Source organism: Enterobacter sp. E20 (assembly GCF_000801755.2).
Classification (GTDB): domain Bacteria; phylum Pseudomonadota; class Gammaproteobacteria; order Enterobacterales; family Enterobacteriaceae; genus Enterobacter; species Enterobacter asburiae_B.
Map to the genome: position 1 here is coordinate 4045981 of NZ_CP012999.1, position 26966 is coordinate 4072946.

At 56.1% G+C, this 26966-nt stretch carries 20 protein-coding genes and 1 pseudogene; 7 read left to right on the top strand and 14 right to left on the bottom strand.

Annotation, left to right across the window (positions count from 1 at the left end):
• Positions 1 to 2: 2 nt before the first annotated feature.
• The 3 genes from NI40_RS18810 to NI40_RS18820 are packed head-to-tail and all read right to left on the bottom strand — an operon-like array spanning position 3 to position 5108.
• Complete coding sequence (locus tag NI40_RS18810; RefSeq protein ID WP_017384059.1) at positions 3 to 2120, bottom strand: hypothetical protein; 2118 nt, start codon at positions 2118 to 2120, stop codon at positions 3 to 5.
• Positions 2108 to 3874 (bottom strand): hypothetical protein, encoded by a 1767-nt coding sequence (locus NI40_RS18815; protein ID WP_007897920.1) that lies wholly within the window; start codon positions 3872 to 3874, stop codon positions 2108 to 2110. Before NI40_RS18815 ends, NI40_RS18810 begins: the two co-directional genes overlap by 13 nt.
• Positions 3861 to 5108, bottom strand: a complete 1248-nt coding sequence (locus NI40_RS18820; RefSeq protein WP_007897923.1) for a tyrosine-type recombinase/integrase — start codon at positions 5106 to 5108, stop codon at positions 3861 to 3863. The genes NI40_RS18815 and NI40_RS18820 overlap by 14 nt, the downstream gene beginning before the upstream one ends.
• 613 nt (positions 5109 to 5721) lie before the next feature.
• Here NI40_RS18820 and NI40_RS18825 point away from each other — a divergent pair.
• Positions 5722 to 6357, top strand: coding sequence for a hypothetical protein (locus tag NI40_RS18825; RefSeq protein ID WP_023279901.1), 636 nt, complete (start codon positions 5722 to 5724; stop codon positions 6355 to 6357).
• A gap of 135 nt (positions 6358 to 6492) precedes the next feature.
• Here the strand turns inward: NI40_RS18825 and NI40_RS18830 are convergent.
• Positions 6493 to 7668 (bottom strand): annotated as a pseudogene (locus tag NI40_RS18830) (YgiQ family radical SAM protein); the annotation flags it as partial.
• Positions 7669 to 7867: 199 nt separating this feature from the next.
• Here NI40_RS18830 and NI40_RS18835 point away from each other — a divergent pair.
• Positions 7868 to 9343, top strand: coding sequence for a TrkH family potassium uptake protein (locus NI40_RS18835; RefSeq protein ID WP_029740709.1), 1476 nt, complete (start codon positions 7868 to 7870; stop codon positions 9341 to 9343).
• Between the two features lie 30 nt (positions 9344 to 9373).
• On the opposite strand, the gene ftsP is transcribed toward NI40_RS18835, so the two are convergent.
• The 4 genes from ftsP to NI40_RS18855 form a co-directional block, all read right to left on the bottom strand.
• Positions 9374 to 10786 (bottom strand): cell division protein FtsP, encoded by a 1413-nt coding sequence (gene ftsP / locus NI40_RS18840; RefSeq protein WP_033146650.1) that lies wholly within the window; start codon positions 10784 to 10786, stop codon positions 9374 to 9376.
• A 58-nt stretch (positions 10787 to 10844) separates the two neighbouring features.
• On the bottom strand, positions 10845 to 11582 hold the full coding sequence (gene plsC / locus NI40_RS18845; protein ID WP_023333413.1) for a 1-acylglycerol-3-phosphate O-acyltransferase: 738 nt from the start codon (positions 11580 to 11582) through the stop codon (positions 10845 to 10847).
• 163 nt (positions 11583 to 11745) lie between these two features.
• A complete protein-coding gene (gene parC, locus NI40_RS18850) occupies positions 11746 to 14004 on the bottom strand; it encodes a DNA topoisomerase IV subunit A (RefSeq protein WP_032659942.1) in 2259 nt (752 codons plus the stop codon).
• Positions 14005 to 14122: 118 nt separating this feature from the next.
• Entirely contained in the window at positions 14123 to 14524 is a 402-nt protein-coding gene (locus NI40_RS18855; RefSeq protein ID WP_023309189.1) for a YgiW/YdeI family stress tolerance OB fold protein, read from the bottom strand.
• A 139-nt stretch (positions 14525 to 14663) separates the two neighbouring features.
• Here NI40_RS18855 and qseB point away from each other — a divergent pair, with 139 nt between their 5' ends.
• The 4 genes from qseB to NI40_RS18875 all read left to right on the top strand — a co-directional run bounded on the left by qseB (position 14664) and on the right by NI40_RS18875 (position 17690).
• A complete protein-coding gene (gene qseB / locus NI40_RS18860; protein WP_039262997.1) occupies positions 14664 to 15323 on the top strand; it encodes a quorum sensing response regulator transcription factor QseB in 660 nt (219 codons plus the stop codon).
• Positions 15320 to 16657, top strand: a complete 1338-nt coding sequence (gene qseC / locus NI40_RS18865) for a quorum sensing histidine kinase QseC (protein ID WP_039262998.1) — start codon at positions 15320 to 15322, stop codon at positions 16655 to 16657. Before qseB ends, qseC begins: the two co-directional genes overlap by 4 nt.
• A 105-nt stretch (positions 16658 to 16762) precedes the next feature.
• Complete coding sequence (locus tag NI40_RS18870) at positions 16763 to 17344, top strand: NAD(P)H-dependent oxidoreductase (RefSeq protein WP_039262999.1); 582 nt, start codon at positions 16763 to 16765, stop codon at positions 17342 to 17344.
• A gap of 31 nt (positions 17345 to 17375) precedes the next feature.
• On the top strand, positions 17376 to 17690 hold the full coding sequence (locus NI40_RS18875) for a putative quinol monooxygenase (protein WP_008502984.1): 315 nt from the start codon (positions 17376 to 17378) through the stop codon (positions 17688 to 17690).
• 83 nt (positions 17691 to 17773) lie between these two features.
• Here NI40_RS18875 and NI40_RS18880 read toward each other — a convergent pair whose 3' ends face one another.
• The 5 genes from NI40_RS18880 to NI40_RS18900 are packed head-to-tail and all read right to left on the bottom strand — an operon-like array spanning position 17774 to position 22447.
• Positions 17774 to 18661 carry a MurR/RpiR family transcriptional regulator gene (locus tag NI40_RS18880; protein ID WP_033146656.1) on the bottom strand — a complete coding sequence of 296 codons (888 nt, stop codon included), beginning with the start codon at positions 18659 to 18661 and terminating at the stop codon, positions 17774 to 17776.
• Entirely contained in the window at positions 18658 to 19608 is a 951-nt protein-coding gene (locus NI40_RS18885) for an iron-siderophore ABC transporter substrate-binding protein (protein WP_039263000.1), read from the bottom strand. Before NI40_RS18885 ends, NI40_RS18880 begins: the two co-directional genes overlap by 4 nt.
• 9 nt (positions 19609 to 19617) lie before the next feature.
• Complete coding sequence (locus NI40_RS18890) at positions 19618 to 20658, bottom strand: FecCD family ABC transporter permease (RefSeq protein WP_039263001.1); 1041 nt, start codon at positions 20656 to 20658, stop codon at positions 19618 to 19620.
• Positions 20655 to 21638: a FecCD family ABC transporter permease gene (locus tag NI40_RS18895; RefSeq protein ID WP_039263002.1), complete on the bottom strand. Its 984-nt coding sequence runs from the start codon at positions 21636 to 21638 to the stop codon at positions 20655 to 20657. Before NI40_RS18895 ends, NI40_RS18890 begins: the two co-directional genes overlap by 4 nt.
• Positions 21635 to 22447 (bottom strand): ABC transporter ATP-binding protein, encoded by an 813-nt coding sequence (locus NI40_RS18900; protein ID WP_039263003.1) that lies wholly within the window; start codon positions 22445 to 22447, stop codon positions 21635 to 21637. Before NI40_RS18900 ends, NI40_RS18895 begins: the two co-directional genes overlap by 4 nt.
• Before the next feature lie 386 nt (positions 22448 to 22833).
• Here NI40_RS18900 and NI40_RS18905 point away from each other — a divergent pair, with 386 nt between their 5' ends.
• Positions 22834 to 24975, top strand: coding sequence for a TonB-dependent siderophore receptor (locus NI40_RS18905; RefSeq protein ID WP_039263004.1), 2142 nt, complete (start codon positions 22834 to 22836; stop codon positions 24973 to 24975).
• A gap of 83 nt (positions 24976 to 25058) precedes the next feature.
• Here the strand turns inward: NI40_RS18905 and parE are convergent, their stop codons facing one another.
• Positions 25059 to 26951 carry a DNA topoisomerase IV subunit B gene (parE, locus tag NI40_RS18910; RefSeq protein ID WP_029740698.1) on the bottom strand — a complete coding sequence of 631 codons (1893 nt, stop codon included), beginning with the start codon at positions 26949 to 26951 and terminating at the stop codon, positions 25059 to 25061.
• Between the last annotated feature and the right edge of the window lie 15 nt (positions 26952 to 26966).

Genomic DNA, 26966 nt, shown 5'->3' on the forward strand with positions numbered 1-26966 from the left:
CTCTATTCATCCTTTTCAAAAAAACGGACAGCATCTGCATAAAAATCTCTCTCAAGCATCAGAAAATCCCTGTCAGCCTGAGGAGCATTATTTCGCACGGCAATCTCCAGAAGGTTGTCATAATGAGCCATCCTGCGTTTCCACACGGGAACAGAATCAGCTCCGGCCAGCATGTTCTCACATCCCGGATTGCAGGACGCTGACTGAACAACCGCCTTAAACTCGCAGTCATGGCCATTCATGCAATAAAAACCGTTTCCAAGAGATACCAGTTTTTGCCCGCCTCGTTTAGCCATGCTCATCGCTTTTTTCAGTGTAGGAAACGTCATCTGATGTAAGTGCCCACCTCTCTGGGACATCAGTAACTTCCCGCCTTCGCCATAAAGCAGGCCTTCATGCTGATAAGAAACAGCCCTGGAAGCTGAGAGTTCGGTATCAACCCTCTCAATCTCGGCAGCGAATGCCTGAGGGATCGCCCGGCTAAAATGCGAAGCGTTGAGTGCACCGGACATATACCACTCCGTCATGCCTCTGATTAAGTGCTTAAACTGCCGGATAAGATCATTAGTAGAAATCAGATCAAGACGCCTGAGGTGTACAGCAAGTGAACGGCGAAACTGATGGGTTCGCAATGGCCAGAAAGCCCCCTCCCGAATCTCCATCGCAACGCGTTCATCATCACGTATGTTTGGATTTAAAAGCCTGAACTCATCAATATGGTCACGTCGGATGAACAGATGGTGTCTTTTCACAAATTTCTTTGCCCACTCAGTCTGGCGCTGCGTCCCCATAAAAGAGAGTTTTTGCTCCGAGAACCACGACCTGATATTTAAAGACAATGGAACATTGTCCAGCGTCTTCCCGTCCAGGCCTGTCATGATTTGATTAATTCTGCGTAAATGCTGAAAAGGCTTTTCCACATAGCGACAAACAACCCAGTCTTCGTGACTTCCACCTTCCGGGGCGAACTTATGCAACACCGAACGAAGTCCCAGGATATCACCATCATAAATCAGTGAACCGTGCATCACGCCAAGCACTTCGCTGTGTCTCATCCCCGACATGGCCTGTATCACATTCATGACTTTTAACGTCAGCTCAAAATGCCAGGTGTTCAGCTTTATGTGATCAACGCCAATAAAATCAGATCTCCAGCGCTTATTTTTATGTACCGAGAACCAGCCCTGCATCCCGGGGCCAAGTGTCGCGAAAAGCGCCCGAATTTCCCCGGCAACAATATTGTAGTAATACGCGGCCCGGTAATCCGGTATGCTTTTTGCTGTCCCTCTTTTACGGGCTTCCAGCATCGACGTATAGTAAGGCGAATCATAAAAACCGTTTATGATAGCGCACAGCCGGGAAAACCCGTCAAAATCGAAATCACTGATTTCAGCATCCAGTTCAGTAATCAGCCCTTCCCAGACAGACATCATAAGACTGAAAGGCATACAATATGTCTGGTTTGAATCATCCACACTGTTGTAACTGTCGAAGCTAATATCAGGAAAGTAACCGTATTTTCGAAGACGGGTATGACCTGTCAGCGAGATATCCGCCAGGTCCATAAAGTAATTACGTAATGTTCTTTCAGAACGCTTCCTGCCGTGCTCATCCTCCTCCTTCATCTTTACAATGAAAGCATTCCGGACAAGCGGAAAACGAAGCTGAAACAGACTGCGATACCCCATAGACTCAATAATACGGGCTCCCGCCACAATGTTTGCACATTTCCGGATCAGGGACTGCGTCTTCGCGGTCCTGCCGACAATCCAGAGCAGGCTGGCTGAGATGATTTTGGCTTCAAGACGCAGTTCAGGATCCCGTATGCCTGAAAAATTAACGGTTCTTAACGTTTCACCAATATGGGTTCTGACATAGCGATTGGTCCAGACATCATCCCTGAAATAAATATTCAGCGTCTCCTCATTGATAAAACGCATATCATGTTCATCTGAGCTGGCGATAACCAGGCAGTTATTCAGACGTTCAAAGCTTTTGTTTTCTAGTGCCTCACAGATGATATCCTCAGTCGGAAACTCATCCCCTGAACGAAGCGGCGTTCCGGCAGGAAACTCCGCCATTCGACTACGGCTTACCTCTTTTTTCTTCAAATCTGCCATACCGGAGCCACACCTTCTCGCTGAAGTTTAACGCGCGCTTTTTTCAGGGTCGCCTCATCTACCAGCCCAAGCCGTAAATCAATCTTCAGGAGTAACGTTTCATAACGCTCCACAGCATTGACCGAACCGATGTACAACGGTTTTCCATACTCGATAGCATGCCTGAATGACAGCAGGAGCCATACAGACTCCAGCGTTTCCACAACGCAACTTTTTGAACATTCGACACAATGAGAAAAATCCGCACAAGCCTTTGGTGTCCGGCCAAATCGTTTTTGCTTTTTTATAAAGCGCAATTCAATATCTGTAGGCGGCTCCTGCGATCGACATCCCAGGCCATTCAATAAAAGATCCACACCCTCATCGCTTCCACGCAGATCGATCCCCAGCTCATCAGCAACTTTTACCCGCTCGGATAACGCACGTGTCGCAATCCCCTGATTCATAAGCGTATCAAGTGCAGCACTGAAGTTTTCCTTCGCCCCCTGTGGGTTACCTGCAGCATAATTCCGCCTGTAAGTGCCCCAGTTATGCTGTGCTTTTTCCGCCGTAATCAGACCATTCTTTAATGTTCTGTCCGTATACTGCTCAGACGTTTTGCGCAAGCCAGAAACGGTAATTGATGGAAGCGAGGGATTAAGCTGCCGCATCGTGGCCCACGCCCCCTCAGAGTTAGAAAATTTAGTCAGATGACTGGGATTAAGAGAATAAAGCTTACGGAATTTCACCTGCGGCTCACTCAGAAACAGCGCCTGTACCGGAGGGAAGTTATCTGCGGAAACCAGATAGTTAACGATGTCGTCCCTGAGCCTGATAAAAGACAGAAACCAGTAATAGCCCGCACGTTTGGTCACATACTCCGATTTACCTATCGTCAGACGTATATACTTATTCGCTCTCCCCTTATAAACATAATCAGTGCTGATACCCTTTTCATCCAGATGTATATCATCCCGCGTCAGACCCAGAACCTGAGAGGTGTTTCCCCATGTGTGGTAACAGAACAGAAAAAAAGAAGTAAGAAAGTAATTTTCCAGAACGTCCCTGATGATGATCTCTGCCCTGCTGACCCCGTTCTCTCCCGGATACCGGAAATACGCTTCATAAACAGGTGCCAGCAAAGACGGTGAGAAATGCCGCACCCCTTTTTCCGATTTAGCGATATGCTCCCGGATACATCCCGCAAGGAACTCATTCATGGATGACAACTGCCTCAGGATCTCGGAAAGTTCATTCCTGGTATAGCTATCCCTTCCCTGCTGCTGATACGTTCCTTTCGGTAAGAATTCATATTCATACCGCCTCTGAATCTGCCCGCCCGTAAGCAAAAACCGGTTGACCACGGACAAGTAGTGTCTTGCCATCCTGACTGAAATTTTTCGCCGACGAATATCGTTCATGAGATGTTTAATATACATTTCAACGCCTTCAGCCGTGCCATAGTCATACTGATTGACTGACTGCCATATAAAAAACATATTGAGATAACGGAAAATGGTTAACCTTCCGGCGGGACGGTAAGACAGAAGAAATCGTTTCAGAGAGGCAATAAAATCGCGTTTTTCAGGGCGGGCAAGATGCGAATGTTCACTAAACCATCCGGGGAGCAACACATAATCTGAAAAATGAGCCTGAAGATAAACGTCAAGTAAATAATATCGGTTCAGATCCCGCTGAGTGATGTGTCCGCTGACCGTCTCCCATGACAGCACATTTTCGGCCATCCACGTTATCTGCGTTTCACTCCGGCTCATATATGGCTCCATCGCGACCTGCAGCACCGTCAATCAATGCGTCCATGACCCCGGCGACTGCATCAGAAATCTGGTTTTGCTGAAGAAAGACGATGTATTTCATCGTCGTATTTTCGCTTTTATGGCCCATCCAGTATTTTACTGTACCCAGCGCATTTGCGGCCTGATCGGGATAGCAACTCAGTGCCGAGCGTAAAAAATGGGTCGCAAACGTTGCCCGCAAATCATGGGGTTTATGTCTGAACACATTTCCCGGAGCAGACCGGGCCAGGCGATGGCGAAAACTGTACCAGCGGGAGTAAAAGGCTTTTTCAGACATCCGTTTCCCGTTTGCCATTAAAAATAAAGGCTCGTGCCGCCCTTCCCCACCCTGTCGTGCACGCCATTTTTGGATCTTCTTTTCATACTCCTCATCCGCCAGATAATCCAGAACCTGCTCGTACAATCGTCTGGTGATGAAGAGTTCTCGCGTCATCCCAAACTTCGTATGAACTCCGCATCTCGGACCAATATGAAGCCCCCTGATGGTCAACTCAGATACAGGGACACTGGCAAGGTACTCTTCAGTAAAGAGTGACGACGGCAGGGTCAGCATTTCATCCAGCCGTAACCCACAATTTTTCATCAGCACAATCATTAAACTGAACAACCCGGACTCAGATTTCAGTGCCTCATCCAGGATATGAACCTCTGCATCATTCAGTGGGTTGATTGTCCTTTTTGTTGTGCTGGTTATCCTGATGGCAAGATCCGAACTTATCACCTTGCGTCGCCCGTCAACGACTTTTTCGACCAACGTAAAAAATGAGCTGGCAGCCAGCTCACCACACTTGCCCAGAAATACGTAAAACCGTCGGATAACGCTGATGTACACCGCCGCGGTGGATGAGGCGATGCGCCCCTGCCTTACGGCCCCCAGAAGATACTCCCTGAAGCCATATGTAGGGCTTTGGTATTTCAACGTTCCCGGGGTGAAAGGGTCAAGTCCGTTATCCTCCAGCCACCTTATCCAGCGTAAAAATGCCCGGGCTAAAGGCTTTAAATCCCTGGCCTGCAGGATAGCTTTATCCATAAGATAAAAGTGTACATATCGGCTCAGTTTTCGATTCTGGATGCCGCTAATATAAGGTATTTCAGCATACAGAAATCCGGGTTCAAATTTCAGTTTCGGCTCTGTTGCATCCAGTTTGCTGACACGCCCATAACGCGCATGAATGTTAGTGATTATCCTCACAGTCTGTCGCCCTGAAACGCCACCTCATGCCTACACTATAAATCCGGAAGAAGAAAAAACAAACAACCAGGTTGCCGGGAGTGAATATGCAAATCAGGAGGAAAGTAAAAGATGTAACGACACCATCACGATGCAATACATTGACCTCAACACGTTACCCGGACCATACGTGATAAACATCACAAATCCTTTGAGTGAAGAACTTAAGATGTGATTTTCATTTCCCGGCACAAACCGTGCCCTTAAAAAACAGGCAACGGATACATCTTAATGCCAGAAGTAAACCTTAATTGATTGAATACAGCCTGAGTCCATTGCAAAAATAACACACAGGGTAAATTCGCATATACAGAACCCAACGAAAAGCAAAAGAAACCTGTAACACATTTCGTTTACCTGTCACTTTCAATTGTAAAAGCCAGCAGAAAAAGCGCATATAACTATATTTATCCCTGCGGGGACTTTTGTTTGTGCTATATATTTTTTACAGAGAACCGCAACGCGTCCAAACACAAGAATATATTTACCTCTGGAAAATGGTCTGACTCCCTTTCACGTGGTTGTAGTGACCTGTTCTGTGATTCATGTAATGTCTTTTCTGGATGAGGAAAATATGTCATCACTGATATTTTATACAGACGAAGCACAAGCACTGATTGTAACAGATACCCTTGCCGTCACCGATAATGGGGAGCCGTTATCTTTTGTTTCCAAAGCAGGTTACATCCCCCAGCTAAGAACCATCATAGCAGGTACGGGGGCAGGTGGATTTTCTAACACCTGGTTGCTTGAAGCATCAACCAGAATGGTCGTATCAGGTATACAAAATCTCAATTATCATACATCGGCCTGTCTAAGGAGGCTGTGGAAACAATACAAGCATGACCATGCAATTCCCTCTTCTTCAACGGTGACAACCAGTGTTTATCAGTTCGCAATTTGCGAGGAAACAGGAAATATCGTTTCGTTCGCCTATCGCTCAGTCCATGATTTCGAATCAGAGCAATTACAATACGGAACAGGAGTAAAACCTGAGTGCCAAATCCTGGATGGGGATTTGTTGCAGACAATTCCTGTAATGATGAATGAACAAAGGGCTATACAGGCGACATACTCACACCCGGAACGGATCCATATTGGCGGTGAGATGATTGCGCATTATCTGACATCATCTATGTATCAATGCTTTAAGATTGGGGAATTTGAGGATTTCAGAACTCAGGGAGAGTATATATTGAGCAGGATTTAGGCAAAACGCGGTTCAGATAAAGTGCTTTTAACAGGCTTGCTGAACATTAAAAGGATATCTCTCAATTACGATGAATAGCTTGAATTCTAAAAATAGAAAAGTAGAGTTTAACTCTAAATACATAAAAACAAGAGTAAACGAACAGCCGCCGAAGCAGCCGCGCATGATGTTGATCGAGAAGCGGATCATCTCATACGCCGGGATACGGGCGTTACCGTACGCCGGGTGCGGCACGCGCTTGTACGGCAGCGCAAAGACGCTGTCCATCTCTTCGGTGGAGAGCGGGATCGCCGGCGGGTTGATCCAGATAAAGCGCTCGCCGTGCTTCTGCATCAGCGCGCGGGCGCAGCCCGGGTTGGTTTCATGGTGCAGAATACGGGACGCGTGCGCGTAGAGCACCTTGTCGGCTTTCACCTTCTCGTAGGACGGCAGCAGCACATAAGTCTTTTCCCACGGTTTCGGACGCGGCGGCTGCACAACGATAGCCTTCGCTTCCGCTTTTTTCGGCTCAACCGGCTTGTTATCGGCACACGGCAGATCTTCGCCGTACGGATGCGGGATCGGGTCGATTTTGCCCGGCATATCAATGATGCGGGAATCCACCCCGCTCCAGCCCGGCAGCGCCTCTTTCACCATAATGGCGGTATTGCGCACGTCGCGGATGCTGCTCACCGGCTCACCCTGCGATAGACGGTGCGCCACTTCCACCAGCGGACGCTCGCCGTTACCGTAAATCAGCATGTCGGCTTTGGAATCCACCAGCACCGAGCGGCGAACGGTATCTGACCAGTAGTCGTAGTGCGCGGTGCGGCGCAGGCTCGCCTCGATGCCGCCCAGGATCACCGGGACGTCTTTCCAGGCTTCTTTACAGCGCTGGGTATAGACCAGGGTTGCGCGGTCGGGGCGTTTACCCGCCACGTTATCCGGCGTGTAGGCGTCGTCATGGCGCAGCTTGCGGTCGGCGGTATAGCGGTTGATCATCGAGTCCATGTTGCCTGCGGTCACGCCGAAGAACAGGTTCGGTTTACCCAGACGCATAAAGTCGTCTTTGCTGTTCCAGTCAGGCTGGGAGATGATCCCCACGCGGAAGCCCTGCGCCTCAAGCATACGGCCACAGATGGCCATGCCGAAGCTCGGATGGTCAACGTAGGCATCGCCCGTGACCAGAATGATGTCGCAGCTGTCCCAGCCCAGTTGGTCCATCTCTTCCCGGGACATCGGCAGGAATGGCGCCGGTCCAAAGCAGGCCGCCCAGTACTGGGGCCAGGAGAAGAGGTCACGATCCGGCTGGATCAGGGAAATTGCGCTCATAATGCTTCCGAAGAAAAAATAGACAAAAGGAGCGGGATTATACGCTGTTCATCCGCCAGATTTGAAGAAAAGGATGCAGGAAGCAGGCAGATATTCGTGGAAGTCGTTAAAATACGGCGCCCTGATAATTTTGAATCATAATATTCACTATATTTTCCGGTGAGTTGCCCCGGAACGTGTTATTGCGCGGAGCTCTGTCGTGAAGCCCAACGATTCGTTACATGTATCCCAGCTGCGGGTTGTCCTTCACCTCTGCGGTTTTCTGGTTCTGCTGTACAGCCTTTCCATGCTGCCGCCGATGGTTATCGCCCTGCTGAATAAAGAGCGGACCTACTTTGCCTTCCTGACCACCTTTTTAACCTTTTTTACTCTCGGAGGGTTAACCTGGCGGGCAACCCGTCACGCCGGCATACAGCTTCGCACCCGCGACGGGTTTGTGATTATCGTGCTGTTCTGGCTGCTGTTTTCATTCATTAGCGCCATGCCGCTCTGGATGGATGACGGGCTACAGCTCTCCTTTGCCGACGCGCTCTTTGAAGGGGTTTCCGGGATCACCACCACCGGGGCAACGGTGATCGGGGACGTCAGCGCCCTGCCCAAGTCGTACCTTTATTACCGCGCTCAGCTGAATTTTATCGGCGGGTTAGGCGTCATCGTGCTGGCCGTCGCGGTCCTGCCGCTGCTGGGCATCGGCGGCATGAAGCTCTATCAGTCAGAGATGCCGGGGCCGTTCAAAGAGGAGCGTTTGACTCCCCGCCTTGCCGATACCGCGCGCACGCTGTGGGTAACCTACTTCGCGCTGGGCGTAGCCTGCACCCTGGCCTACTGGCTGGCGGGAATGTCATTTTTTGACGCCCTCTGTCACGGGCTGTCGACCGTGTCGTTGGGCGGGTTCTCCACCCGCAGCGAGAGCATTGGGTTTTATGACAGCCACGCGATTGAGCTGGTCGCCGGGGCGTTTTCACTGCTCTCCGCGTTCAACTTCACCCTCTGGTACGTCGCCATTGTCAGACGCACCCTGAAACCGATTCGCCGCAGCCCGGAGGTTAAATTCTTTCTGAGCGCCGCCGCGGTGATTATTGTCATCACCGCCTGGCAGGTCTGGCATGCCGGGATGTACAACGCTACGGATAGCCTGGTGCACGCCTTCTTCCTTGCCAGTTCGATGATGACCGATAACGGCCTTTCGACCGCCGACTATGCCCAATGGCCCGCACACACCATTTTCCTGCTGTTGAGCGCTAGCTTTTTTGGCGGCTGCGTAGGCTCGACCTGCGGCGGGATCAAAGCCCTGCGTTTTCTCATTATGTTCAAGCAGAGTATTCAGGAGATGAACCAGCTGGCGCATCCGAGAGCGCTGCTGAGCATTAAGGTGGGCAAAAGCGTGGTGAATGAACGCGTCCTGCGCTCGGTATGGAGCTTCTTTTTTCTCTACGTCATGATCACGGGCTTTTTTGTCTGGTCGCTCAACCTGATGGGCTACGACCTGTTTACCTCATTCGCAACGGTTGCCGCCTGCATCAACAACATGGGGCTGGGGTTTGGCGAGACGGCGTCGACGTTTGGCACGTTAACCGAGGGGGCAAAACTGCTGATGTGCGCGGCGATGATCCTGGGGCGTCTGGAAATTTACCCGGTGCTGATTCTGTTCTCGCGCTTTTTCTGGCGGGCATAAAACATTCCCGGCGAACCGGGAATGTTGGGGTTAAGGTGCGGGGTTGATCAGCATCTGCCCCACGGAGCCCCTGTCCATCATCTCCAGCGTCTGGCTGTGGAACAGGAACGGGAAGTGCGGCCACGAAGGCTGACCGTAATAGACAAGCAGTTCAACCTGGCCGTCTACCCAGACGGTATCTTTCCAGCCGCGGTCTTCCGGGAACGGCATCGCACCGTTGACGTTGCGGATCAGGAATGCCACCCCTTCAATATGGAACGACTGCGGCATATCTGAACGGACCGTCCAGCGCTCCCAGGTGCCCTGCTGCGCGGTAATGTCGATGCGGTTGACGTCCCACAGCGCGCCGTTGATGCCCGGGTCGTCGCCCAGGCTGATATCACGGCTACGCACCGGCGAGCCGCTCATGATCTCCTGCGGCAGCAGGCGCATTGGCAGGCTATCGGTCACCAGCGGCAGTAGACCGGTTGGGCGCAGGGTCAGCACCAGGGTCGAGACAAGAATGCTCGACGGTTCAAAGAACCCGCGAATGCGGTCCACAATGCTGGCCGCTTCACCGCAGGTGACAGACACTTCATCCCCATTGGTCATATCAATGAGAACTTCGCGACGTTCGCCCGGCGAGAGCGCCAGCTGTTTGACGGACACCGGGGCCGGTAAAAAGCCCTGGTCGCCGGAGATCACGTGCAGCGGACGGCCATCGCTCATTTGCAGCTGATAGCGGCGCGAGTTAGACGCGTTGAGCAGACGCAGGCGGACCCAGCCGCGCGAAACTTCCACATACGGGCTTTGCGCGCCGTTGACCAGCAGCGTATCGCCGACAAAGCCACCGCTGCCCGGCTCGCTGTATTCTGGCGTACCGAAATTATCCAGACGCTTGTCCTGGATGATAACCGGGAAATCATCCACGCCGTAGTGGTTCGGGATCGGCAGGGATTTGCTGACCTCATCTTCCACCAGCCACATTCCGGCCAGGCCATTATAAACCTGCTGCGCCGTGCGGTTAGGCGTGTTGGCGTGATACCACAGGGTGGCCGCGCTCTGGCGAATCGGCAGAACCGGCGCCCAGTCGGCGCTGGGTGACATCATTCGCGCCGCGCCGCCAATCAACGGGCCAGGCACCTGTAAGCCGCTGATGGTCATGGCGACATTTTCAGGGGTACGGTTACTGTAGATGAGCTTTACGTCATCGCCATTCCACACGCGTATGGTCGGCCCAAGGTAACGTCCGTTAATGCCCCAGACCGGCGCGCGCGTCCCCTGGGTAAAGGACCAGTGGCTACGCTGCAGCGTCAGGAAAAGCGGCTGACCGCGACGGGATTCAATTAATGGCGGAATGGGCAGCGGCTGTTGCTGCCCGGCGGCGCTGGCTGTCAGCGGCATCGCACCCGCACAAAGGGCGATCCCGGAAGCCTGAATAAACTGACGCCGACTGAGTGACATATAAGCTCCATCTGAAACGACTAACAACGCGGGAATTCGTTTTCCCTTCAACGCCGGATTAAATCTTACCGGCGGCTTCTCTCTCTGCGACTTCTTTGTCGAGCTGCGCAATATGCTGAGCCATCAGCTCACGGCAGTGCGCTGCCAGCTCGCGCACCTGGTCTTTACCGTATTTGCTGGTATCGACGGGTGGCAGCATTTCGACAATCACCAGCCCGTTATTCAGGCGGTTAAGATTAATCTTATTCGAAGTATTGGAAACACACACAGGAATAATTGGAACACCTGCCGCAATTGCGGCATGAAACGCCCCGGTTTTAAACGGCAGCAGGCCGCGGCCGCGGCTGCGCGTTCCTTCCGGGAACATCCAGATTGAGATTCTGCGCTTTTTAAAATGATTGACCACTTCCGCAATGGTGCTGTGCGCTTTCGCACGGTTATTACGGTCGATCAGCAGGTTACCGGTCAGCCAGTACAGCTGGCCAAAAAACGGGATCCACAGCAGGCTTTTTTTCCCCACCGTCACGGTCGGTGGCAAAACGATATTTGCGGCGGTCACCATATCGTAATTGTTCTGATGGTTGGCGATATAGATGGCGTTACCGAAATTCTCCGCCCCTTCAGGCAGACGTTTTTCAACCTTCAGACCAAACAGCGGCGCAAGGCGACCGAACATATGGCCGAAGGTGGCAACATGCTTAGGATTACGCGGACTGAACAGGCAATAGATGCAGCCGAAAATACAGACCAGAATGCAGTAGATAACGGTAAGAATAAGACGAACAATATATAGCATAGCGACCTCTGAAGCCCCAACAGCTGACAATTATACTTCACCTGTGGCCAGGTAAGGACTTTATTACGAGCGCGTATTGTTAATCGCAACGCACGAATTAACAACGATTTTACGGGAAATTTTATTGAAACTCCCCCTCCGGGCAGAGGGGGATATCACGACATTACTCTTCGCTGTCACCCGCAGCGCTGCGTGCAGGAGAGTCAATCTCCACGCGGTCGATGCGCTGCAGGCCGCGCATCAGCGAGCCGCGGCGACCGCGCTCACCCACCACTTTCTGCAGCTCTTCCGGACGAAGCTTGATCTTACGCTTGCCGACGTGAATGGTCAGCGTGCTCTGCGGCGGCAGGAGGAAGAGGTGCGCCAGGCCATCTTCGCCTTTCGCGGCTTCCGCCGACGGGATGTTGATGATCTTGTTGCCCTTGCCTTTCGACAGCTCCGGCAGATCGCTGACCGGGAACATCAGCATACGTCCGGCGGTGGTGATCGCCAGCAGCATGTCGCTTTCGTTCTCGATCACCAGCGGCGCCATCACGTGGGCGTTGTCCGGCAGGCTAATCAGCGCCTTACCGGCACGGTTACGGGAGACCAGATCGTTGAAGGTACAGATAAAGCCGTAGCCCGCATCGGACGCCAGCAGCAGCTTCTGGTCATCGGCTTCCATCAGCATATGGTCAACCGTCGCACCCGGCGGCAGCGTCAGCTTGCCGGTGAGCGGCTCGCCCTGCCCGCGCGCGGAAGGCAGCGTAATCGGGTCGATGGCGTAGCTGCGGCCGGTGGAGTCGATAAACGCCACCGGCTGGTTGCTCTTGCCTTTCACCGCCGCTTTGAAGCTGTCGCCCGCTTTGTAGCTCAGCCCCGGCGCGTCGATATCGTGGCCTTTGGCGCTACGCACCCAGCCGCTCTGCGACAGAACAATGGTCACCGGCTCGGACGGCTGCATGTCGTGCTCGTTCATGGCCTTCGCTTCTTCGCGCTCGTGCAGCGGAGAACGACGGTCGTCGCCGAAGGCATCGGCATCGGCCTGCAGCTCTTTCTTCAGCAGGGTGTTCATCTTGCGCTCGGACGCGAGGATCGCCTGCAGCTGATCGCGCTCTTTTTCCAGCTCGTTCTGCTCGCCGCGGATCTTCATCTCTTCCAGTTTGGCAAGATGGCGCAGCTTCAGTTCGAGGATCGCTTCGGCCTGGGTTTCGCTGATGCCAAAGCGCGACATCAGCGCCGGCTTCGGCTCGTCCTCGGTACGGATGATCTCAATCACTTCGTCGATATTGAGGAACGCCACCAGCAAACCTTCGAGGATATGCAGGCGCTTAAGCACTTTCTCCAGACGATGGTTCAGACGACGGCGGACCGTATCGCGGCGGAACGTCAGCCATTCGGTGAGGATCTCCAGCAGGTTTTTCACCGCCGGGCGTCCGTCGAGACCAATCATGTTCAGGTTGATGCGGTAGCTTTTTTCCAGATCGGTGGTGGCGAACAGGTGGTTCATCACCTGCTCCATGTCCACGCGGTTGGAGCGCGGCACGATCACCAGACGGGTCGGGTTCTCGTGATCCGATTCGTCGCGCAGGTCGTCCACCATCGGCAGCTTTTTATTGCGCATCTGGGAGGCGATCTGCTCCAGCACTTTGGCACCGGAAACCTGATGCGGCAGCGCGGTGATCACCACGGCGCCGTCCTCTTTATTCCACACCGCGCGCATGCGCACGGAGCCGCGACCGTTCTGGTAGATTTTGCGGATTTCCGCGCGCGAGGTGATGATCTCGGCTTCGGTCGGGAAATCTGGCCCCTGCACGATATCCAGCAGCTCGTCGAGCGTCGCTTTCGGCTGCTCAATCAGGGTAATGGCGGCTTTCGCCACTTCACGCAGGTTGTGCGGCGGAATGTCCGTCGCCATACCGACCGCGATACCGGTGGTACCGTTCAGCAGGATGTTCGGCAGACGCGCGGGCAGCATCTTCGGCTCCTGCATCGTACCGTCGAAGTTCGGCACCCAGTCAACGGTTCCCTGCCCCAGCTCGCCCAGCAGCACTTCGGCATATTTAGAGAGACGGGATTCGGTATAACGCATCGCCGCGAAGGATTTCGGATCGTCCGGCGCACCCCAGTTCCCCTGCCCGTCCACCAGCGGGTAGCGGTAAGAGAACGGCTGCGCCATCAGCACCATCGCTTCATAACAGGCGCTGTCGCCGTGCGGATGGTATTTACCCAGTACGTCACCGACGGTACGGGCGGATTTCTTAAACTTGGCGGTGGCGTTCAGCCCCAGTTCGGACATCGCATACACGATGCGGCGCTGAACGGGCTTCAGGCCATCCCCGATAAACGGCAACGCCCTGTCCATGATGACGTACATGGAGTAGTTCAGGTAGGCGTTTTCCGTGAATTCATGTAGCGCGAGGCGCTCTGCCATATCGCTCATTACGTGTGATTCCTCAACTCAGAAACCGAAGGGTTTCAGGCAATATTGCCGCAGATACTACCTCATCTGATGAATTGAGTCACAAAGAAAAAGGGCCGCACAGGCGGCCCTTTTCGGGTTATTTGTTCAGCTTAATAACCTGCTTCACGTCGATTTCAAACTCGTTCCAGTCTTTATCGACTTTACCCTGCAGTTCAACTTTATCCTGCGGAGTGACGGTTACGCCGTTCCAGCGCTTGTGGTCAATCTCAACTACGACCGTGCCGGACTCATCGCGGAAGGTGTAGCGGTCATCGGACAGGCGCTCGGTGATGTTCCCGCGCAGCTTCACCCAGGCATCGTCCTTCAGGTCTTTCACTTTTGCCGCGGTGGTGAGGTTGGCGTTGTTATCGACAAAACCGCCCTGCTGAGTTTGCGTCTGGGTCTGTGTGGCCGATGGGCCAGTAAAACCGCCCTGAGCAGCAAAGACCGGCGCGGTGGTCATCATCATGATGGCAGCAATTGCAGCGAATTTTTTCATTTTCATCTCTCCCTTTAATGTCGTTTCGCAATCCATTTAACAGGGTAATCCTTAACAACTTCTTAAGGGAAAAATTTATTTATTATTGCTGTACAGCAGGCGCTTACAGAGGGTTTACTGACGACATCAAGGAGGGAACATGCGCATTTTACTGGTAGAAGACGACAGGTTAATCGGCGACGGTATCAAGGCGGGGTTGAGCAAAATGGGCTTTAGCGTGGACTGGTTTACCGACGGTAAAACCGGCCAGGCCGCGCTCTCCTCTGCACCCTATGATGCCGTGGTGCTGGATCTGACGCTGCCGGAAATTGACGGTCTGGACATCCTGCGCGCGTGGCGCGAGAGCGGGCGCAGCGAGCCGGTACTGATTCTGACGGCGCGGGATGCGCTTAACCAGCGCGTCGAAGGGCTACGTCTTGGCGCGGATGATTATCTCTGTAAGCCGTTCGCGCTGATCGAAGTGGGTGCCCGCCTCGAAGCGCTGGTCCGCCGCAGCCACGGCCAGGCGAGTAGCGAGCTGCGTCACGGGAAGGTCACGCTCGATCCGAGCCGTCTCATCGCCACGCTGGACGGTGAGCCGCTGACGCTCAAGCCGAAAGAGTTCGCGCTGCTGGAGCTGTTAATGCGTAACGCCGGTCGGGTGCTGCCGCGAAAGCTGATCGAGGAAAAACTCTATACCTGGGACGACGACGTCTCCAGCAACGCCATCGAGGTTCACGTCCATCATTTGCGCCGCAAGCTTGGGAGCGAGTTTATCCGCACCGTGCACGGCATCGGCTATACCCTGGGTGACGCATGAAACTGAGCCTGAAGCTGCGCCTGACGCTTCTCTTTTTACTTCTGTCTCTGACGGCCTGGTTTGCCGCCAGCCTGGTTGCCTGGCAGCAGACGACCCACAAGCTCGACAAGCTGTTCGATACCCAGCAGATGCTGTTTGCTAAACGGCTGCTGACGATGGATCTGGACGAGATCCGCGCCCCCGAACGCATGCGCGAGATCCCGAAAAAAGTGAAGCACGGTCGTCTGGACGACGACGCGCTGGCTTTCGCCATTTACGCCGTCGACGGCAAAATGCTCCTCAACGACGGTGAAAACGGACGCGATATTCCGTACCACTATCGCCGCGACGGGTTCGATAACGGGCAGCTGCAGGGCGACAACGACGAGTGGCGTTTTTTATGGCTAACCTCACCCGACGGGAAGTACCGCGTAGTGGTCGGCCAGGAATGGGAGTACCGCCAGGAGATGGCGCTGGACGTGGTCAGCTCGCAGCTGACCCCCTGGCTGGTGGCGCTGCCCGTGATGTTGCTGCTGCTGATCGTCCTCCTGAGTCGGGAGCTGAAGCCGCTGAAAAAGCTGGCGCAGACCCTGCGCTCCCGCTCGCCGGATGCCACCGATAAACTGCCGACCGAGGGCCTTCCTACGGAAGTACGCCCCCTGCTCGACTCGCTGAATCATCTCTTCGCGCGCACCCAGGAGATGATGACCCGCGAGCGCCGCTTTACGTCCGATGCCGCCCACGAGCTGCGCAGCCCGCTGGCGGCCCTGAAGGTGCAAACTGACGTGGCCCAGCTCTCTCATGACGATCCGCAGGCGCGGGAAAAGGCGCTGACGCAGCTGCATGCGGGCATCGACCGCGCTTCCCGGCTGGTGGATCAGCTCCTCACGCTGTCGCGTCTGGACTCGCTGGATAACCTTGACGATGTCGAACCGATTCCCCTGGCCGACTTGCTGCAGTCGGCCGTGCTGGATATCTGGTATCCGGCGCAGCAGGCGGGCATTGATATTCGCCTGAACATCCATGCACCAGAGGTGACACGCACGGGCCAGCAGCTGCTCCTGAGCCTGCTGGTGCGCAACCTGCTGGATAACGCGATTCGCTACAGCCCGCGCGGCAGCGTGGTGGACGTAACGCTGGACGCGCGTGGCTTTACCGTGCGCGACAACGGCCCAGGCATTTCATCGGACGCGCTGGCGCGCATCGGCGAGCGCTTTTATCGCCCGCCGGGTCAGGATGCCACGGGCAGCGGGCTGGGGTTATCCATTGTAAAACGCATCGCCGCCCTGCACGGGATGCGCGTTTCGCTGGGCAATGCCCCTGAAGGCGGTTTTGAAGTGAAGGTCAGCTGGTAAGGGATTATTGCGTTTAACGCAAAAGACTTTGCACATTTTGCTCATTTTACCGCACCGTCCTCGCGCGTAGAATACTGGCCATACTCTCATCATCGAGGACAAATAATGAGCAACATCCTGATTATCAACGGTGCAAAAGAATTTGCGCACTCTAAAGGCCAGCTGAATGACACCCTGACCGAGGTCGCGGACGGTTTCCTGCGCGACGCCGGGCATGATGTTAAGGTCGTGCGTGCAGACAGCAGTTATGACGTGAAGGCCGAAGTGCAGAACTTCCTGTGGGCTGACGTGGTGATCTGGCAGATGCCAGGCTGGTGGATGGGCGCGCCGTGGACCGTGAAAAAATACATGGACGACGTGTTCACCGAAGGTCACGGCTCGCTGTATGCCAGCGATGGCCGCACCCGCTCTGACGCCTCCAAAAAATACGGCTCGGGCGGCCTGATTCAGGGCAAAAAATATATGCTCTCGCTGACCTGGAACGCCCCGCTGGAAGCCTTCACCGATAAAGAACAGTTCTTCGAAGGCGTGGGCGTCGACGGCGCGTACCTGCCGTTCCACAAGGCTAACCAGTTCCTGGGCATGGATCCGCTGCCGACCTTTATCGTCAACGACGTGATTAAAATGCCTGACGTCCCGAGCTATATCGCAGAATATCGCAAGCATCTCGCGGAAATTTTTGCTTAACTGGTAGCCTGGAATTAAAGGAGTAGTAAACATGCTTACCGTAATCGCAGAAATCCGTACTCGTCCAGGTCAACATCACCGCCAGGCGGTGCTGGATCAGTTCGCGAAAATTATCCCGACCGTACTGAAAGAAGAAGGCTGCCACGGCTACGCGCCGATGGTGGATGCCGCCACTGACGCCAGCTTCCAGGCGACCGCGCCAGACTCGATCATCATGGTTGAGCAGTGGGAAACCGTCGCGCATCTTGAAGCGCACCTGCAGACCGCGCACATGAAAGCGTGGAGCGACGCGGTTAAGGGTGACGTGCTGGAAACCCACATCCGCATTCTGGAGCAAGGGGTTTAAGTTTCCCCTCCCCCGCCCTCTCCCGAAAGGAGAGGGAGAACAGATCCAGGCCCGGTGAGCGTCAGCGCTACCGGGCTTTGTTTTTAGGTGCTTTTCTTCCCCGGCTTTAACCCACGGTGTAGCTCGTTGATGCGCTTCATCGACTTGATGGTGCGCTGCGGCTCGGTGGAGGCGACGGATAAGATGATCATCTCCAGACACAGCAGCACCGTGCCGTGGAGCGGGATTTTGCCTTTTTCGCCGCCGCGCGGAACGTGGATCACCACGCTGGCCTCCTTGCTGAAACGCGAATCGAGGGCGTTGGTCAGCAATATAGTTGGAATGCCCAGACGTTTTGCTTCACGCAGCGTGGTTTGCCCCTCCCGGTGCGCGGATTTCTGCGCCATCATCACCAGCACGTCGCCGCGCTGAAGCGCAATCAGCTGCTCGGCAAGCCCTATCCCGGTACGGTTAAGCGGCGTGGCGGGTAACCCCATGCGACTGAACAGCCTGGCGGTGTACTCGGCCAGAATGCCGGAGGCGCCAATGCCAAATATGGCAACCTGCCTCGCCTGCGCCAGCAGAGAGACCGCCTGGGCCATCGCGTAGCGGTTGTGGGGCTCGGATAACACCTCGCAGGTATGCTGATGCCCCTCCAGCACGAAATCAATGCTCGCGTTGACGTCGCTGGCGAGCGTATTCACCGTGGTGGACATCTTTTCGCTGGAGGTGACCACCGGACCAAACCACTGCTCCAGCGTCTGCTTGAGATCGCGCAGCCCGGCGAAACCCAGCGCCTGAATGGCGCGGACCACCGTGGCATCCGAGGTTTTCAACAGCGTCGCGATCTCCATTGCGGTCTGTTCCATCACCGCTTCGCGGTTGTCATGGATATAGCGTGCAACCTGCAACAGACGCGGCGTCAGCTGATGCGCACGCGCGCGAAAGCGGTCACCATAGACATCCACGCGCCCTTTCTCTTTGCGGATCACCGTGACGCCTCCGGCAGCGGACGCCCGGCAATCTGCGACTGCACCTGCGCGGCCATCAGCCCTAACGAGGCGTACGAATTCGAGATGGCCTCTTCACGCGAGATCAGCACGTAATGCCCGGTTCTGCAGGCATTCAGGAACTGACACCAGCCCGGCATGACCGCATCCATCGCCGCCAGCTCGTCCTGCGGTTTACCGCCCGTATCCCCGCGCCAGGTGGCGAAGACGAAATCGGCATCCAGCTCCGGCAGGCGCTCGGCGCTGACGTCGATGCGCCCTCCGTCCGGGATGGACTCAATCAGCGGCGGGAAGGTGAACCCGGCGTCGCGCAACACGCGGCCCAGCGAGTGGTAGCTGTGCATGGCATTAATCTTTCCCTGATTCGCCTGAATCACGGACACGGTCACCTTGCTGGTATCAATTGTCGCCTTCAGGGCCTTAATCTGCTCCTGATAGCGCCGCTCCAGAACCTTGAGCCGCGCCTGCGTTCCCGTCAGCTGAGCCAGCTTGCGGTAGATCTCCGGCGCGCCGCCGTCGAGATGATCGATGCTCACCGTCGGGGCAATTTTCGCCAGCTGTTCCACCGGGGTGTTGCGGGTCGGCTCGGTAACGATCAGGTCAGGCTTTGCGGCGGCGATGGCTTCAATGTCGATATCGGCCGTGCCGATAAACTTAATGTCGGAATTATCGAAGTCGACGCCGGTCAACATGCCGCTGGAGCGCAGGAAGTGGCTGCCGTCCGGCCGCGTGCGGCCATGGCTTGCCACCGGCGGCACGCCAAGCTCAATCAGCGGAATGGTGATATCCAGATCGTGTAAAGAGACAATCCGTTTCGGATGAACCGGCACCACCACTTTTCGGTTCAGATCGTCAGTAAACGTCTGCGTCGGCTCCGCCGCACCCACCGCGAACCCCACCAGCAACAGCATCGAAAACACTACGCGCATTTTAGTCCCCTAAAATCTGTCCCGACGCTGCCAGAGCAGCAGCAGGAAAAACGGTCCGCCAATCAGTGAAATCACAATTCCCGCCGGCAGCTGCAGCGGGAGGAACGCCAGACGTCCGACGTTATCCGCCAGCAGCACCAGCAGCGCGCCCAGCACGGCGCTTCCCGTCAGGAGCGCGGTTTGCCCACCGCGCAGCAGCAGGCGCGCCATATGCGGAGCAATCAACCCCACGAAACCAATACTGCCCACGCACGAGACGCAGGCCGCCGTCAGCACTACCGGGGCGAGAACCCGCAGCAGCGCCAGCCGGGTTATGCGCACGCCAAGGCCCGCTGCGGCCTGATTGCCGAGCAACGCCACGTCCGCTGCCCGCGCGGTAAAAAGCAGCAGCGCAAACGCGGGGGCGGCCCAGAGCGCGGCTAACCCCACCAGCGTCCAGTTTGCCGCATGCAGGCTTCCCGCCAGCCACAGCATCGCCGTCTGCACGTCCCGCACGTCGGCGGTGGTGATAAAGACGCCCATTGCGGCGGCAAACGCCCACGACACGCCGATGCCGATCAGGATAAATCGCGGGCGCGAGATATCGCGCGCCAGGGCGATCACCAGCAGCGCGGTAAGCAGCCCGCCGGCCATGCCGACCAGCGGACGCCAGGCCAGGCCCAGCGCCGGGAACTGAAAAATCAGCAGCAGTACCGCCGCGCTACAGCCCTCCTTCACGCCGATAAGCCCGGGGTCAGCCAGACCATTGCGGGTGATGGACTGCATTGCCGCCCCCGCCATGCCGAGCATCGCGCCGCACAGCACCGCCATCAGCAGGCGCGGCAGGCGGATATCCATCACGATGTAGCGCGTCTCCGCCGTCAGGCTCTCAGGAGAAAACAGCGCCCGCCCGATGGCGGAGGTGGGAACAGGCAGAGATCCGTGCGTCAGGCCAAAGCCCAGCAGGCTTAACGCCACCAGCGCTAAAAGCGTCAGGCACGCCAGCGCCCTCGGGCGAACCAGCGCCGATAAACGGCCAATACGGATCGCGCGGAATCCGGCCCGGTTCATTTGAACATCCTCGATGCCATAAAGATGAATACGGGTGCGCCGACCAGGGCCGTCATGATGCCGGTTGCCAGCTCCCAGGGCGTAAACAGCGTGCGGGCGGCGATATCCGCCAGCAGCAGAACCAGCGCGCCACACAGGGCAGACAGCGGCACCATCACGCGTAAATCGACCGACACCAGACGGCGAATGAGCTGCGGCACGACCAGGCCGATAAAGCCAATCGGCCCGGCAATTGAGACGGCCGCGCCGCAGAGCAGCGCGATGGCCAGCAGGGCGAGCAGGCGGGTTTTCAGCAGCGACACGCCAAGCCCCTGCGCCATTCGGTCTCCCAGCGCCAGCATGTTGAGCGAGGTCGACAGCCCGATGGCGAGAACAAAACCGGCTGTTGCGGCCCACAGGGCACTCCGGAGCGTCTGCACGTTGATCCCGGACAGGTCCCCTGCCAGCCAGGTGCGCATGGCGAGCAGCGTCTGTTCATCGAGGATTAACACCGCGGCGGTAATCGACGAGGCAAACGCCGACATCGCCACGCCGCACAGCGTGACCTTCATCGGCGTAAGCCCGGTGCGACCGGACGAGGAGAACATCAGCACCAGCAAAAACAGCGCGGCGGCACCGGCGGCGGCAACGAGCGGGCGCCCAAACGGCAGTGACAGCCCAAGCGCGCTGGTAATCACGACCGCCAGCGCGGCCCCGGCGTTGAGCCCCAGAATATGCGGCTCGCCGAGCGGGTTGCGGATCACGGACTGCAGCAGCACGCCCGCCACGCCGAGCGCGGCGCCCGTCACCATCGCGGCGCAGAGGCGCAGCAGTCTTAATTTGATAATGACGTTATGGTCGAAATTGCGCGGATCGAAATGGAAGAATGCCTCCACCACCGTCTGCGGGGCGATGAAGCGTGCGCCGATGCCCAGATGCATAATCGCGCCCAGCGCCAGCAGCAGTGCGAAGATCGGAAAGGCCAGAGAGGAGCGCATCATGGCTGAACGGTGCTCTGGCGAAACGGCATAAAGAACGGCTTGCCGGTCAACGGGTTTATGGACATATGCACGTCGACATCAAACACCGCTTTGATCAGCTCCGGCGTGCAGGCATCGCCCTCATGCAATACGCCTTCAACTTTCCCCTGGCGTAAAAAGACCAGCGAATCGCCGTAGTTTACGGCGAAGTTGAGATCGTGCAGCACCACCACGACGGTACGTCCGTGCTGGCGGGTCAGGGTGTGCAGCAGTTCCAGGATTTCCACCTGATAGCGGAGATCGAGAAACGTTGTGGGCTCGTCAAGCAGGATATACGGCGTTTGCTGCGCAAGCGCCATGGCGATCCAGCAGCGCTGACGCTGGCCGCCGGATAAGCTTTCCACCGGCATATGGGCGAACTCCGCCGTGCCGGTCAGGCGCAGGGCCTCTTCTACCGCCAGCTCGTCCTCGTCGCTCCACTGGCGCATAAAGTTCTGCCAGGGAAAACGCCCGCGCGAGACCAGCTCAAAGACGGTCAGCCCTTCCGGGAGCAGCGGAGACTGCGGCAGGATACCCAGCTGGCGGGCGACGGCTTTGGTCGGCTGCTCGTGGATCGCCTTGCCGTCGAGAACTGCCGCGCCGCCAAGCGGCTGAAGCAAACGCGCAATGGTGCTCAGCAGCGTGGATTTTCCGCAGCCGTTCGCCCCTACCAGCACGGTCATTTTCTGCTGTGGGATCGCAAGGGAGATATCATCAACGATGATTTTTTTCTGATAGCCCGCAGAGAGGTTCTCCAGAACCAGTCCCGGTTTTTTTGTGTTGTGAGCCACGTGAATGCCAACGTAATAAAAAAGCGCAACAAATATAAATAAAAATCATTCTCTTTTGAGAGTTTGACGCTGCGCCATGTAGTAGTCAAGAGAAGAAACACCCTGATAAAACCAGGGGTAAGCCTGAGGGAAAATGAACGCGGAACGGCTTGCAATAACAATTATTTCAATAGATTAATGATTATCCCGCTGCGCTTATACGCCCGGCTAAACGTTGTAGTCGATTTTTTCTTTTTTCCATTTACTACTACATTCGCGCATGATTGAATGATTCTCAATTACATGTCCGATGTCCACCGTGGCTAACGGACAGACCGTAAAGGGCAATGACTCACACATTTTTCCGCGAAACGTCATTCGCGGGATATTTCGGGATAACAGATGTAATGGCTACGTTCACACCTTCACTCTCTGGGGTAAAAGGGCGCGCGCTCTTTTCACTGCTGTTTATGGCGCCGCTGGTGCAGGCAGCAGATAACACCGCGACTAAAGACGGCGAAACGCTTACCGTCACCGCCGATCCAAATACGACGGCGGAGGCCACGAATGGCTATCAGCCGTTGAATACCTCCACCGCGACGTTAACCAACATGCCGATGCTGGACATCCCGCAGGTGGTCAATACCGTCAGCGACAAAGTGCTGGCGGATCAGCATGCCACCACGCTGGATGAAGCGCTCTATAACGTCAGCAACGTGGTGCAGACCAACACACTGGGCGGTACGCAGGATGCCTTCGTGCGCCGCGGATTTGGCGCGAACCGCGACGGCTCGATCATGACCAACGGCCTGCGCACCGTGCTGCCGCGCAGCTTTAATGCTGCAACCGAGCGCGTGGAGGTGCTGAAAGGCCCGGCCTCGACGCTCTACGGCATTCTCGATCCGGGCGGCCTGATCAACGTCATCACCAAACGCCCGGAGAAGACCTTCGGCGGTTCCCTTTCCGCTACCTCGTCCAGCTTTGGCGGCGGCACCGGACAGATCGATGTTACCGGCCCGATTGACGGAACGCGCCTGGCGTATCGCCTGACGGGCGAATATCAGGACGAGGATTACTGGCGTAATTTCGGCAACGAACGCAGCACCTTTATCGCTCCGTCGCTGACCTGGTTTGGCGATGATGCCACCGTGACCGTGCTCTATTCGCATCGCGACTATAAAACGCCGTTCGATCGCGGAACGATCTTCGATCTCAACACTAAAAAAGCCGTCAACGTCGATCGCAAAACCCGCTTCGACGAACCGTTTAACGTGACCGACGGACAGTCCGATCTCGCTCAGCTCAACGCGGAGTATCGCCTTAACAGCCAGTGGACCGCGAAGTTCGACTACAGCTACAGCCAGGATAAATACAGCGATAACCAGGCCCGCGTGATGGCCTACGATTCAAAAACCGGCAACCTGACCCGCCGCGTGGATGCGACCCAGGGCTCGACCCAGCGTATGCACACGACGCGCGCGGATCTGCAGGGAAACGTGGACATCGCGGGCTTTTACAATGAGATCCTGACCGGCGTGTCGTATGAGAATTACGATCTGCTGCGTACGGATATGATCCGCTGTAAAAACATTAAAGACTTCAATATTTACCACCCGAGCTACGGCAGCCTCGGCAAGTGCACCACCGTCTCGGCATCCGACAGCGATCAAACCATTAAGCAGGAAAGCTACTCCGCCTACGCGCAGGACGCGCTGTACCTGACCGATAAGTGGATCGCCGTCGCCGGAATGCGCTATCAGTATTACACCCAGTACGCGGGGAAAGGCCGTCCGTTTAACGTAAACACCGACAGCCGCGACGACCAGTGGACGCCGAAGCTGGGTCTTGTTTATAAGCTCACCCCGGCGGTCTCGCTGTTTGCCAACTACTCTCAGACGTTTATGCCGCAGTCGTCCATTGCGAGCTACATCGGCGACCTGCCGCCGGAAACGTCAAACGCGTATGAAATAGGCGCTAAATTCGACCTGTTCGACGGCATTACCGCCAATATTGCGCTGTTTGATATCCACAAGCGCAACGTGCTGTACACCGAAAGCATTGGTGATGAAACCGTCGCCAAAACCGCGGGCCGCGTGCGCTCTCAGGGCGTGGAGGTGGATCTCGCCGGGTCGCTGACCGAGAACACCAACATTATCGCCAGCTACGGCTATACCGACGCGAAGGTGCTGGAAGATCCGGACTATGCGGGCAAACCGCTGCCGAACGTGCCGCGCCATACCGGCTCCCTGTTCCTGACCTACGATATTCACAATGCGTTTGCCGGGAATACCCTGACGCTGGGCGGCGGCGGGCACGGCGTAAGCCGTCGCTCAGCAACCAACGGTGCGGATTATTATCTGCCGGGCTATTTCGTGGCGGACGCGTTTGCGGCGTACAAGATGAAGCTACAGTATCCGGTGACGCTGCAGGTGAACGTGAAAAACCTGTTTGATAAGACCTACTACACGTCGTCGATTGCGACCAACAACCTGGGCAACCAGATTGGCGATCCGCGCGAAGTGCAGTTTACGGTGAAGATGGAGTTTTGATGTAAAAAAGCCCGGTGCCGCTAACGCTTACCGGGCCTACGATCCATTCCCTCTCCCTGTGGGAGAGGGTTAGAGTGAGGGCATCAGGCCTCAATATCCGCCATATCGCCTTTCTCCTGCAGCCAGTTACGTCGGTCTTCCGAACGTTTCTTGGCAAGGAGCATATCCATCATGGCGTTGGTTTGCTGCTCGTCTTCATCGCTGATCGTCAGCTGCACCAGACGGCGCGTGTTCGGATCCAGCGTCGTTTCGCGAAGCTGCATCGGGTTCATCTCGCCCAGCCCTTTAAAGCGCTGCACGTTCGGTTTGCCCTTCTTGCGCTTCAGCTGTTCCAGGACGCCCGCTTTCTCTTCTTCCGTCAGCGCGTAGTAAACCTCTTTGCCGAGGTCGATACGGTAGAGCGGCGGCAGCGCCACGTGGACGTGACCATTTTTCACCAGCGTTTTGAAGTGCTTCACGAACAGCGCGCACAGCAGCGTGGCGATGTGCAGACCATCGGAGTCCGCATCCGCGAGGATACAGATCTTGCCGTAGCGCAGCTGGCTCAGATCGTCGCTGTCCGGATCGATACCGATCGCTACCGAGATATCGTGCACTTCCTGCGAGGCCAGCACTTCATCAGAAGAGACCTCCCAGGTGTTCAGGATCTTACCCTTGAGCGGCATGATCGCCTGATATTCACGATCTCGCGCCTGCTTGGCCGATCCGCCCGCCGAGTCCCCTTCCACGAGGAACAGCTCGGTACGGTTGAGATCCTGCGCGGTACAGTCCGCCAGCTTGCCCGGCAGCGCAGGGCCGCTGGTCAGCTTTTTACGCACCACTTTCTTCGCGGCGCGCAGACGACGCTGGGCGCTGGAAATGGCCATTTCGGCCAGCATCTCTGCTGCCTGCACGTTCTGGTTCAGCCACAGGGTAAACGCATCTTTCACCACGCCGGAAACGAACGCCGCGCACTGACGTGACGACAGGCGCTCTTTGGTCTGACCGGCAAACTGCGGATCCTGCATCTTCACGGAGAGCACGTAGGCGCAGCGATCCCAGATATCTTCCGCCGACAGCTTCACGCCGCGCGGCAGAATATTGCGGTATTCGCAGAACTCACGCATCGCGTCCAGCAGCCCCTGACGCAGGCCGTTGACGTGGGTACCGCCGAGCATGGTTGGGATCAGGTTGACGTAGCTTTCGGTCAGCAGCTCGCCGCCTTCCGGCAGCCACAGCAGCGCCCAGTCCACGGCTTCGGTATCGCCGCTAAAGTTACCGACAAACGGTTTTTCCGGCAGCGTCGGCAGGCCGTTTACCGCTTCGCACAGGTAATCGTTCAGACCGTCGGCGTAGCACCAGGTTTGTGCGGTATTGTTAACGTGATCGGTAAAGGTGATTTCCACGCCCGGACACAGCACCGCTTTGGCTTTCAGCAGGTGCGTCAGGCGAGAAACGGAAAAACGCGGGCTGTCGAAGAAGCTTTCGTCAGGCCAGAAGTGGACGCTGGTACCGGTGTTGCGTTTGCCGCACGTGCCGACAACCTGCAGATCCTGCACCTTATCGCCGTTTTCAAACGCGATGTTGTACACCTGACCGTCGCGACGGACGTTCACTTCCACGCGTTTGGACAGGGCGTTCACCACGGAAATGCCCACGCCGTGCAGACCACCGGAGAACTGGTAGTTCTTGTTGGAGAACTTACCGCCCGCATGCAGACGACAGAGGATCAGCTCAACGGCAGGCACGCCCTCTTCCGGATGGATATCCACCGGCATGCCGCGCCCGTCGTCGATGACTTCCAGCGACTGATCGGCGTGCAGAATGACGTCAACGCGTTTGGCATGGCCCGCCAGCGCTTCGTCAACACTGTTATCAATAACTTCCTGGCCCAGATGGTTTGGGCGCGTCGTATCGGTGTACATCCCCGGGCGGCGGCGAACCGGCTCAAGCCCGGTGAGGACCTCAATGGCATCAGCGTTATAGGTTTGCGTCATGATTTAAACTAGCAA

What these genes read in the sequence shown, in the direction of transcription:
- NI40_RS18810 (WP_017384059.1), bottom strand. Translation starts at nt 2,120, where the DNA reads ATGGCAGATTTGAAGAAAAAAGAGGTAAGCCGTAGTCGAATGGCGGAG.
- NI40_RS18815 (WP_007897920.1), bottom strand. Translation starts at nt 3,874, where the DNA reads ATGAGCCGGAGTGAAACGCAGATAACGTGGATGGCCGAAAATGTGCTG.
- NI40_RS18825 (WP_023279901.1), top strand. Translation starts at nt 5,722, where the DNA reads ATGTCATCACTGATATTTTATACAGACGAAGCACAAGCACTGATTGTA.
- ftsP (WP_033146650.1), bottom strand. Translation starts at nt 10,786, where the DNA reads ATGTCACTCAGTCGGCGTCAGTTTATTCAGGCTTCCGGGATCGCCCTT.
- plsC (WP_023333413.1), bottom strand. Translation starts at nt 11,582, where the DNA reads ATGCTATATATTGTTCGTCTTATTCTTACCGTTATCTACTGCATTCTG.
- parC (WP_032659942.1), bottom strand. Translation starts at nt 14,004, where the DNA reads ATGAGCGATATGGCAGAGCGCCTCGCGCTACATGAATTCACGGAAAAC.
- NI40_RS18855 (WP_023309189.1), bottom strand. Translation starts at nt 14,524, where the DNA reads ATGAAAAAATTCGCTGCAATTGCTGCCATCATGATGATGACCACCGCG.
- qseB (WP_039262997.1), top strand. Translation starts at nt 14,664, where the DNA reads ATGCGCATTTTACTGGTAGAAGACGACAGGTTAATCGGCGACGGTATC.
- qseC (WP_039262998.1), top strand. Translation starts at nt 15,320, where the DNA reads ATGAAACTGAGCCTGAAGCTGCGCCTGACGCTTCTCTTTTTACTTCTG.
- NI40_RS18870 (WP_039262999.1), top strand. Translation starts at nt 16,763, where the DNA reads ATGAGCAACATCCTGATTATCAACGGTGCAAAAGAATTTGCGCACTCT.
- NI40_RS18875 (WP_008502984.1), top strand. Translation starts at nt 17,376, where the DNA reads ATGCTTACCGTAATCGCAGAAATCCGTACTCGTCCAGGTCAACATCAC.
- NI40_RS18885 (WP_039263000.1), bottom strand. Translation starts at nt 19,608, where the DNA reads ATGCGCGTAGTGTTTTCGATGCTGTTGCTGGTGGGGTTCGCGGTGGGT.
- NI40_RS18890 (WP_039263001.1), bottom strand. Translation starts at nt 20,658, where the DNA reads ATGAACCGGGCCGGATTCCGCGCGATCCGTATTGGCCGTTTATCGGCG.
- NI40_RS18895 (WP_039263002.1), bottom strand. Translation starts at nt 21,638, where the DNA reads ATGATGCGCTCCTCTCTGGCCTTTCCGATCTTCGCACTGCTGCTGGCG.
- NI40_RS18905 (WP_039263004.1), top strand. Translation starts at nt 22,834, where the DNA reads ATGGCTACGTTCACACCTTCACTCTCTGGGGTAAAAGGGCGCGCGCTC.
- parE (WP_029740698.1), bottom strand. Translation starts at nt 26,951, where the DNA reads ATGACGCAAACCTATAACGCTGATGCCATTGAGGTCCTCACCGGGCTT.